The 9,083-nt window shown below is 65.7% G+C and carries 5 protein-coding genes and 2 pseudogenes; 3 read left to right on the forward strand and 4 right to left on the reverse strand.

From position 1 onward, the window contains the following. Positions 1-421, reverse strand: a pseudogene (locus tag C4V41_RS60310) (tyrosine-type recombinase/integrase); the annotation flags it as partial. Positions 422-1,702: 1,281 nt separating this feature from the next. Here C4V41_RS60310 and C4V41_RS60315 point away from each other — a divergent pair. Then, positions 1,703-2,668, forward strand: a complete 966-nt coding sequence (locus C4V41_RS60315) for a hypothetical protein (protein WP_103964995.1) — start codon at positions 1,703-1,705, stop codon at positions 2,666-2,668. 75 nt (positions 2,669-2,743) lie between these two features. Further along, positions 2,744-3,787 carry a YaaC family protein gene (locus C4V41_RS60320; protein ID WP_103964996.1) on the forward strand — a complete coding sequence of 348 codons (1,044 nt, stop codon included), beginning with the start codon at positions 2,744-2,746 and terminating at the stop codon, positions 3,785-3,787. Positions 3,788-3,906: 119 nt separating this feature from the next. On the opposite strand, the pseudogene C4V41_RS60325 reads toward C4V41_RS60320, so the two are convergent. Further along, positions 3,907-4,677, reverse strand: a pseudogene (locus tag C4V41_RS60325) (transposase family protein). 207 nt (positions 4,678-4,884) lie between these two features. On the opposite strand from C4V41_RS60325, the gene C4V41_RS60330 reads away from it, so the two are divergent. Further along, a complete protein-coding gene (locus C4V41_RS60330; RefSeq protein ID WP_146104301.1) occupies positions 4,885-6,210 on the forward strand; it encodes an MFS transporter in 1,326 nt (441 codons plus the stop codon). Positions 6,211-6,698: 488 nt separating this feature from the next. Here C4V41_RS60330 and C4V41_RS62665 read toward each other — a convergent pair whose 3' ends face one another. Both C4V41_RS62665 and C4V41_RS61575 read right to left on the reverse strand, forming a co-directional pair. Next, a complete protein-coding gene (locus tag C4V41_RS62665) occupies positions 6,699-6,845 on the reverse strand; it encodes a hypothetical protein (RefSeq protein WP_160150808.1) in 147 nt (48 codons plus the stop codon). A 638-nt stretch (positions 6,846-7,483) separates the two neighbouring features. Next, a complete protein-coding gene (locus C4V41_RS61575) occupies positions 7,484-8,239 on the reverse strand; it encodes a hypothetical protein (RefSeq protein WP_146104302.1) in 756 nt (251 codons plus the stop codon). Between the last annotated feature and the right edge of the window lie 844 nt (positions 8,240-9,083).

Consider the following 9,083-nt stretch of genomic DNA (forward strand, 5'->3'; position numbering starts at 1 on the left):
GGTTGAGGAACTCGGCCAGCCACTGCTCGACGGTGATCTCCTGGGTCAGATGCTGCCCGGTCTTGACCTTGCGGCGGACCGTCTCCACGTTCGGCAGCGTGTCGGTCTCGGCCAGGGTGCGTTTGATCAGGTCGGCGATCTGGGTGCGGGTGGCGGGCTCGCGCGGGTCGGCCAGCGCCAGCAGATCGCGCACCCGGCCGAGTTCGGCCTCGGCGGCGTCCTGGGTGGCGAACCCGCCGCGGCGCAGCGGCCCGCGCCGCTTGCCGTCCGGGGCGGGCGGGAGTTCGATCTGGTAGTTCCAGATGCCGTGCCGGTAGCTCCACCCGCCACCGGGGCGGCGCAGCTTCGGGCATTGCTGCCCGAGCGCCTTGCCGTCGTCGTCGCGGCAGGAGCAGCGTTTGAAGGTGCGTCCTTCGGCCATCGTGTGTCTCGTTCCTGTTCTCTTCGGTGCTGTTCGGTGGGGCTGAGGTGGTGGTGGGCAGGGCGGAGGGAAGCACTGTTCGGCATGGTGCGGGTGCGTAACCGGGGCGGGCCGTAGGTCACGTCCCGCCCCGGGCGTCCATCCCGCCGCGGTCCTGTCGGCCACGGTCAGAGTTGGTTGGGATGGGGCCGCCGCAGTGGGCCCCGGTCGTCATCGCCGCTGTGCGGGCGGCGAAGCGCAGGGCGTTGGTGCGGCCATCCGGCGCTGCCGATGCGGCGGTGTGATCGGGCGAGCACGCCTGTGGTGATCAACCCGCCGCATGGATGGCCGTGTCGGACAGGGGGTATCGACGCCCACCTGGATGGCGATGGTCAAGCCGAATCCGACGGTCACCGCGTTACGGGCGCGCAGGCCGCGGCGGCACGGCGTCGTGGTAGCCGCTGTGTGTCGGCTCCTCACGAAGCTGACGGGTACAGGGGTGGTCCTGGTGCAGATGCGCAGGAACGCCGGCGGGCGGAATGAGACAGACGGCTCCGTGACGGCCGATCGTTGGCGCCGCCCTGGATGGAACTGCGGGACGAAGCAGTGGCGGTTGGCGGGACGGATGACTCGGTTGCTCGTGTTTGTGCTGTTGTCGTGGGTGTCACGTTGGTGCGGCCCGATCACCGGGCCACCAATCCCTGTCATCTTTATAAATACCTGCCTGCAGGCCCGAAATGGGACAGCGCTGGAGGTAAAGACTTGATCATGGCGACGGAGCCAGGGCAGATGCATCTGGGCCACCATCATCTGGACGAACCAGTAGAAGGTGCCCGGTTATGGTAGGCGGCGGTCGCCGCGGCATATATGGCGACGGATCAGAAGCTCCACCTGCGGATTAAAAGTCGCGAGGTATTCTGTCGGGCTGTATTTCAATGTATTCAATTGTATCGCTCTGCCGAAGTTTGTCGCATTTAAAATGTCTGAAAATGTCGGCCTGTGTTCACGGGTGCCGATAGCCCCCCGAAGAGCACGTGACGAGCACGCGGCCGGGATCCGATGCGCTATGGCACACTCTTGACCGTTCGATTTGTCATGATCTCGGCATGTTCGTCTTCTACCGGTAGGGCCAGGTGCCAAGTGCCACGAGAGTGTCAGTGGGTATTGCGGTGTTTGCTGTGCGCTCGAGACGGGCCGGTGTCATCGTGAAGACGCCCTGTCCCGTTACGGCCGGACGCGACCCATGCACGAGCGCTTGCTGGCTTGGTCGCTGAGCCGCTGGTCGCCACGTAGGAGGCATTCGTGGACCCCTACACCGATACCGACACCGCCGTCATCTGTGCCCCACCCGGTCATGTCTTGAGCCCGGCGGTCATCGACGAGGTGCTGAGCCGTATCGGCCAGGCCACCGACGCAGTGGCCGCCCAGCACGCCGAGGCCCTGCAGGCGGACAGGGATCAGGCCGAAGAGCTCGAGCGACTGGAGCGCCGACGCGATCCCGTCATGATTGCCCTGGATCCGAGTCTGTCGCTGTGCGGAGTCCGCCGGTTGCTGGCCGAAGAGGTCGAGCAGCAACTGGCAAGGATGATGCTGGAGTTCGCCGCCTGGTGGTCCGATGTCGCTGCCTGCGCCGTGATAACCATCCTGACTGGCACCCCGTTGACGCTGGCCAGAGTCGCGGCTGTGAGCCCGCGTCAGGAGATACCTGTCGGCGCGCTGGACGGCATCGCCGTGGTGCCCGAATCAGAGCGCCAGCTGGCCGAGCTGGCCCTGTTCATGGACACGGACAGGCCCCCCGGGATTACTGCTGTGGGCGGGCAGGAGTTCGCCCAGCGGCTGGGGCTGGAGCCTCGCTATCTCGACAACGGTGAGGTGGTCCTGCACAACGGCGACTGGCCGGAGGCACGGCGGCGCCGTATGTGGGGCGAGGCCTGGCTGAGCCACAACACACCGCTCCTTCCGCCCTGGTGCGTCATGGCCCGGGCGATGGCCGTCGCGAGCGTACCCGAACCCAGCGTGACGGCGATCCTTCAGGCCACTCACGCGGTGGACCTGGCCCTGGCCGCCTCGATCCACAGTCGCTTGCTGATGGAGGCCGCCATCGAGATGGATGGCGCTGGTCAGGAACAGCAAGCCGCGCAGACTGAAGCCCAGGGGATCGCCTGGATGAAGATCGGCGATGAGATCCCGGCCGTGCTCATCGCTTACGCACGGACGCTGACTACCCATCTGCCCGCCGTGCGCCGGGCCTGCGCACCGGCCTCGTAACCACGGCATCCGCCCAGCCGTCCTCGGTGAGGATATCCAGGAGCGGACCCCGAGTCTCGTGGCTAGGGTCGGTCTGTGGCTGACAACATCGACCTGATCTGGCAGCAGTTGCGAGCGACGCGGTGGGATCCGCCGGCCGCTGCGGGGACGAATCGGGATCGTCGCCGTACGTATGTGATGGCATTGGAGCAGGCCGAGCAGCTGATGCGTGCTGCCGGGGGTGTTGGGCCGGCGGCGAGCCCGTTGCTGCTGTTCTACGGACTGAGCCAGGCCGGACGCGCGGTGGCGTCCGCCGCGGTGGCGCTGACCGGCACCGACTGGCGGCTGGAGGGGCATGGGATACGGGTGTTCCCTGGTTCGGCGTTGGCTGCTGCGAATTTGGCCGACGTGACGACGGTGACCGATGAACCGACTGGCAGGGGGAGCTTCGCCCGATTGTCGGAACTGCTGGGGTCGCCCTTGTGGCCTCGTAGTGGGGAGGGGCTGGTGCGGTTTGAGGTCTTGTGGGATTGCCTGCCGGAATCCCGGGATCTGCCGTTGAGGGGCGGGAGCCGCGATCGACGGATAGTTTTGAACGTAGAGCACCGTAGTATCTCCGCCGAACCCACCCCGATCGTCGACACAGCCGTGTGGCCGCTGCCGGCATGGGTCATGGACGCCGAGGACGGACACGTTTCCTTGGCCGAGTACCTGTCGTCGTTCGTGCTCGGAGCGCGCGCGCCGATCCCGTACGTGTTGGCCTCCGACGGCGGGTCGCCCCGGTTCGACCGCCATGTCGATGAGTGGGGTGAGGTCACGATGAACTGGCAACTCCCGGACGGTTCGCCCTGGGGGAAAGCGGAGAAGATCGCTCTCCTGCAGTCCTTCACCCGTCAGTACGTCGGCGGGCGCCTGCTGTTTCCCACCGTGACCTCGGAGCGTAAGTCCGTCCATCCGCTGATGGCCTGGTGGGCAGTGCTGTTTGTGTTGTCGATGCTGGCCCGCTATGAACCGGCTCGATGGAACGCTCATATCGACGTGGACTCCAGCCCTCACGCGGTCTATCTGGAGCGAATCCTCGCTCAGGCGCGCGAGGTGATTCCGCACCTGGTTGCCGAAACTCTCCAGGAGGTTCGCTAGGTCGGTAACCACAAAGGTTCACCAGATCGAATCTGCGCCGGGACCGTCGCTACTCGACGGATCAGCACCCCCTGAAGGCGGCAGCTATGACGCCACTCCTCACTGACCCCTTTTCATCCTCAGGCGGCTTGCGCGACGCGGTGGTTCTGAAGGACGGCGATGGCCTTGCACAGGTGGCCGGCCTTGGAAGGGCTGCAGCGTAGCTTGCGGAGGATTCTCCAGCTCTTCAGCTGGGCGTTCGCGCGTTCGCCGGGTCCGCGAAGACGGGCGTGGGAGCGGTTGGCCTGCTTCTGGGAGGCGGGCTTGTTCTTGCCCTTGTACGGGGTGCGGACCGGGCCTTCGGCACCCTGATACGCCTTGTCGGCCAGGGTGATGATGCCCGCGTCCTCGCGCGCGCAGAATGCCCCAGATTCGGGCGGCGCTCAGGTCGTGGGCCTTGCCCGGCAACGCTCCGGAGGTCCACAGAATGGTCCCGTCCGGTGAGGCGATGACCTGCACGTTCATCCCGTGCACGCGATGTTTGCCGGAGAAGTAGGGCCGGTCGGCCTTGATCCGGTCGGTGTGGATCAGGGTGCCGTCCAGCACCAGGTAGTGCAGCCCGTCCCGCTTGGCTTTGCGTAGCGCCTGGCCGAGCTTCGGGGAGCGCGCCGACAGCAACGCCACGGTCTCTTCCACATACCGCCAGGCGGTCGCCGTCGACACGCCGAACCCGGACCCGAGCTCGGTGAACGTCTCACCCTTGCGGAGGTGGACCAGCACCAGCAACGCCTGCTGCCCCGGGTTGAGCCGCCGCAAGGCGACCCGATCGCCTTGCGGTGCCGACGGATCACTTCGGCGACGTAGTTCAGCGTTGAAGGCGACAAATCGACGGCGGCACGATAGAAAAGCATCCGAGGCCCCTGGTTGTGACGGATCTGGTTGTGGTGATCAATCCATCTACCAGGGGTTTCTTACGTCGTCAGGCGAACGTCAGGCTCGCGATCATGCTGTGACCAGCAAACCGCCGTCAGGGGATGCAAAAGCCTCACTGCGTGGGCACTTTGCCGGGAAAGTTTCGCGGTGTCGGTTTGTCCCAGGCGTGACCCACCTCTTGATTCTTGATCAAGAGGTCGGCGAATCTGCAGGTCGGAGTGGTAAAGCGCCCAGGGCTCGAACCTGGAACCTACGGATTAAAGCTGATCGCTGCCGCGTTCGGCGGGAAATCTCAACGGTCGAGGTCAGCTCCGGACTCCGCTGATCAGACTGTCAACCGGAATGTCCGCCTGCTGAGCTGGTTCAACTTCTTCGGCGACTTCCGCATGTACGGGCCGATTATGGTCATCTACTTTGCGCAAGTCACCGGCTCGTACACCGCTGCCGCCAGCCTCCTGGCGGTGAAGATGCTGTCTTCGGCAGCGTTCGAAGTCCCTACCGGGGTGCTCTCCGACCTCCTCGGCCGACGCGGCACGATGATCGCCGGTGCCGTCGTCATGGTGGCCGCCCATCTCGGGTACGCCGGCGCTTCGGGCTACGGCCTCCTCCTGGCAGCCGTTGTGCTGGAGGGATTGGCGACCTCGCTGTGGAGCGGCAACAACGAGTCTCTGCTCTACAACACGTTGCTCGAAGCCGGCCGGGAGGAGGAGTTCCCCCGGCACTCGGGCCGGGTGAACTCGATGTTCCAGATCGCGCTCGCACTGGCGGCAGCCATCGGTGGCGTGGTCGCCGGCGCGTGGTCGCTGCATGTGGTGGTCGTGCTGTCGGTCGTGCCGCAGGTGCTGTGCGTGCTCGTCGCCTTGCGGGTCCGGGAACCGCGGGTGCACGGCCCGCTGGAATCGAACGTGCTGGTGCATCTCGGATCGGCCCTGCGCGGCATCCGCCGTAATCCGGTGCTCCGCCGAATAACTCTGGTGTCGGCGCTTCGTTACAGCAGCGAAAGCGCGGCCCAGTTGTCGCCTGTTTTCGTGGCAGGGCTGTGGCCGCTCTGGGCGCTGGGCCTGTGGCGCACCTTCGGCCATGGCGTGGCCTTCGTCGGCTTCCGCGTCAGTGGTTGGGTGATTGGCCGGGTGGGCGCGGCCCGCACTCTGCTGTTCGGTGAGCTGTTCGATAACATGGCGAACTTCGTGGCGCTGGTCAAGCCGACGGTATTTTCGCCCGTGCTGCTTGGGTCACCGGCCTACGGCATGTCGACAATCGCCCAGCAGACGTTGCTGCAGCGCGAGTTCACCGACCGGGAACGCGCGACGATGGGTTCGCTTGCGTCGCTGCTCGGCAGCGTGCTCTACGCGCTCGTCGCCCTGGGAGCCGGCCTGGTGGCAGACCGTTGGGGCATCGTTGCGGCGTTGCTCGCGATCCAGGCGGTGGTGCTGATCGCACTTCCGCTCGCCTGGTGGGTGCACGCGCGCGCTTCCTCGCTCCCCGCGGGCGCTGGGACGGTGACGGAATGAGCGTCTTCTCGGCCCCGGCCAGGCCTGCGGTCAACGTCGCAGTGCTGCAGGTGAGATCGAAGCGATTTTCGGCCTCCGCTGCTCGATGCCCTCCCTCGTCGCGGGAATCCCGGCCCCTTTTACCGGTCCCGCCGTGGAGCGCCGTACAGCGACTGCCACGCGGGCCGGTTATCCGTGACCCCTTGGATACCTGGCCTCGTCGGCACCGCAGGCATGACCCACGAGCAGTGTCGCGAGTTCGGCGAGCTGCTCGCACAAGTCCATGGAGCCCGGCTGCCGGCGGAGTTCGCCTCCTACATCCCGCGTGAGGACTACCGCACACCGGCCACGGCCGATCTTCACGAAGTGGACCAGTGGCTGATGCGCCTCATCAGCGGAGATGTAAAGGCTGACGGCGCAGCTGACCGGTCCGGGCATGCCCGAGGGCCGAAGGCGAGTCGGCGGGATGGCGGTCCCGGTCGCGCCTCCGGCTCTCAGGGGTTCGGGTGTCAGTTGCTTTCGCGGTCGTGCGCGTCATCGGGGTTGTCGCCCTTGGCGTAGGCATCGATCCACCTGGCGGCGAGGTCAGCGTGGCCCACTGCGGTGAGCAGTTCGGCGAGGGCGTCCAACTCGCCGCAGTTGAGTGCTGTGGCCACGTCGTACGCGCAGTACGTAGTGGTCGAAGGAGGTCACGAAGCCCTCGACCACTACGTCTGTGATGGTCATCCAGCCGCCGCCGTGGCGGCCCAGTCGGGAACTGCCAGGCCGAACGCCTGGCAGTACACGTCCAGCACGCCGATCTCGTGCATGTTCCTGACGTTGCCGAGGGTGTGCAGGGCGAGTGCGTCGAACTCGACGGAGCCGAGCTAATCGAGGTTGGGCAGGTGGTCAGGGAGCAGGTGGACCGCCAGGCGGGTTAGGCTCCGGTTTCCACGTTACGAGGGGAAGGCTAGCCGCAAGACCGCCCACCGCTACCTACACGAAGGCATCGACGTTCTGGCAACTTCCGCTCCCGGCCTGCGCCAGGTGCTGGACAGCGCAGCTGGCATCTGACTCACATCAACCTCAATGGCATCGTCATCGCCACCGATCGTGTCAGCCAGGTGCGGTGATGTCGGAGGCGTGCCGGAAGCCATTCCTGTCGGGGAGTGGGGTGGTGTTCATGGTCGCCGGGCTTCGTGGCGACGGTGAGGCGGCCGCTTCCTGCATATCCTTTGACGCTGCCGCGGGCCTTGCAGGCGGTACGCGGGCTGCACCAGGGGGTATCGGAGGCGGACGCTCACCGGACTAAGGATTAACTGGTACAGGCTGGCAAGTGGGCCGCCTGGACCCAACCCCAGCGCCGGGCGTCGGGGGAGTACCCAAAGATCCACTGGCTGGGCTTGTACGGTTGTCCGTCTAGACGCCGGCATTGCGAGCGTGCGATCTGGAAGGTCCAGCCGGGGCCCACGTTGCCGATGGCGAACTTGTTGGGCCCATTGCGAATGGTGCCGGCCGTGCCCACCGAGACTTGCCCTTTGATGGGGCGGTGGCTTGGGGTGATGTCCACGCGCTTGGGTATGTTGTTGCCGCCGGTGGCCCACCAGTCGTCCAGTCGGGGGGCGTAGTCCTCCGGGTCTGGCTGGCTTGCCCGGTCACGAGGTCTTTCGACTCTGGGGAACTTCCGGGCCACTTTGTCCAGTAGGCAGTCCTTTTCGATCCAGCCCCACCAAGGTGCCGTCTGGGCGCGTTGCCGTTGTCCGTCTCGGACGAGCGCGTAGTGGGCAGTTGTGTAGCGGACGCCGACGATCTTCGAGCCGGTGGAGGGGCCAGCGGGCCAGGTCTGGTCGTTGACGGCCTCGCGCGGGTAGTTCCAATGGATTGGGCAGTCCTTGATGATTTTGGTCTGGTTGGTGTAGTGAACTTTGGGCAGCTTTGGGTTGGTCTGCCTTTCGAGGGGTGACGACAGTGTCGCCGAGGCCTCGGGGACAGTGACGGCCGTATCCGCGACTGCGGTCAGCGTCATGGCCGTGCAGGCGACGATGAGCCCACGGCGGATGTTGGGTTTCATTTGGGTGCCTTTCTATGCGGAGGGCTTGCGGTGTTTGGTGGGAAGCCGGGGTGGTTTTCCCGTTGCTCTTTGAGGTTGGAGAACCAGCCTTCGGCCTACGGAAATACTGGATGCCAGGTTTTGCCACGTTCGTGCCAGGTTGCTTGGGAGACCGCTCTTGCTAGGAAGTGGAAATATCAGATTTACACTCCAGCGCAGAAAATCGGCCGGTAGGGATCGGCGCATGGGCAGAGCGCATCTGATGATCCTTTCGTTCGTGTGCCCCCAGGCGGGGCCGTTCGATGCCTAGATCACCTGTCCAGGGTGGTGTCCAGCAACACCTCCTGGACGCCTGGACGCCTGGACTTGGCCATCGGTAGACGGCTTGCTGGTTGGTCGCAGATGGAGGCGCGAGTCGGGAAGGTGTGTTGTCGATCATTTTGGCGGTTGGTGTTGTATGTTGGCCGCAGGTGCCAGTTTGCGGAATAATTGCGACTCGTGACCTCCTCTGAGCCTGAATCCACGGTGTGACTTGGCCTGATCATTTTTCGGTCCAATTCCTCGACGAGGGCCGGATGTGCAGGTGAGGGCGCGCTTTTGGGCATGGTGAAGCCGCCGCGTGCGGGGTCGCGGCCTGTCCGGTGTCCTTCAGGGGTCGGAAGCGAGGGTGGGCGCGGCAGCGCGGGTGTCGGTGCGGGACCGTCGAGGGCGGCGGTGACCTGGGGTTCGGCGGGTCAGGCCGGGTGTGCGGGTGGGTCGTGGGTGGCGGTGAAGGCGTTCAGCCAGGCGGGCTGCCGGTGCCATCCGGCGGGCAGGTGCAGGGTGAGGTGTCCCTGCCCGCCGGGTCGTCCGTGCCGGGCGATGC

Origin of the sequence: Nonomuraea solani (genome assembly GCF_900108335.1) — a bacterium.
GTDB lineage: Bacteria > Actinomycetota > Actinomycetes > Streptosporangiales > Streptosporangiaceae > Nonomuraea > Nonomuraea solani.

Bases quoted from the DNA above. Each gene is read 5' to 3' on its own strand.
- C4V41_RS61575 (WP_146104302.1), bottom strand. From the start codon at position 8,239: ATGAAACCCAACATCCGCCGTGGGCTCATCGTCGCCTGCACGGCCATG.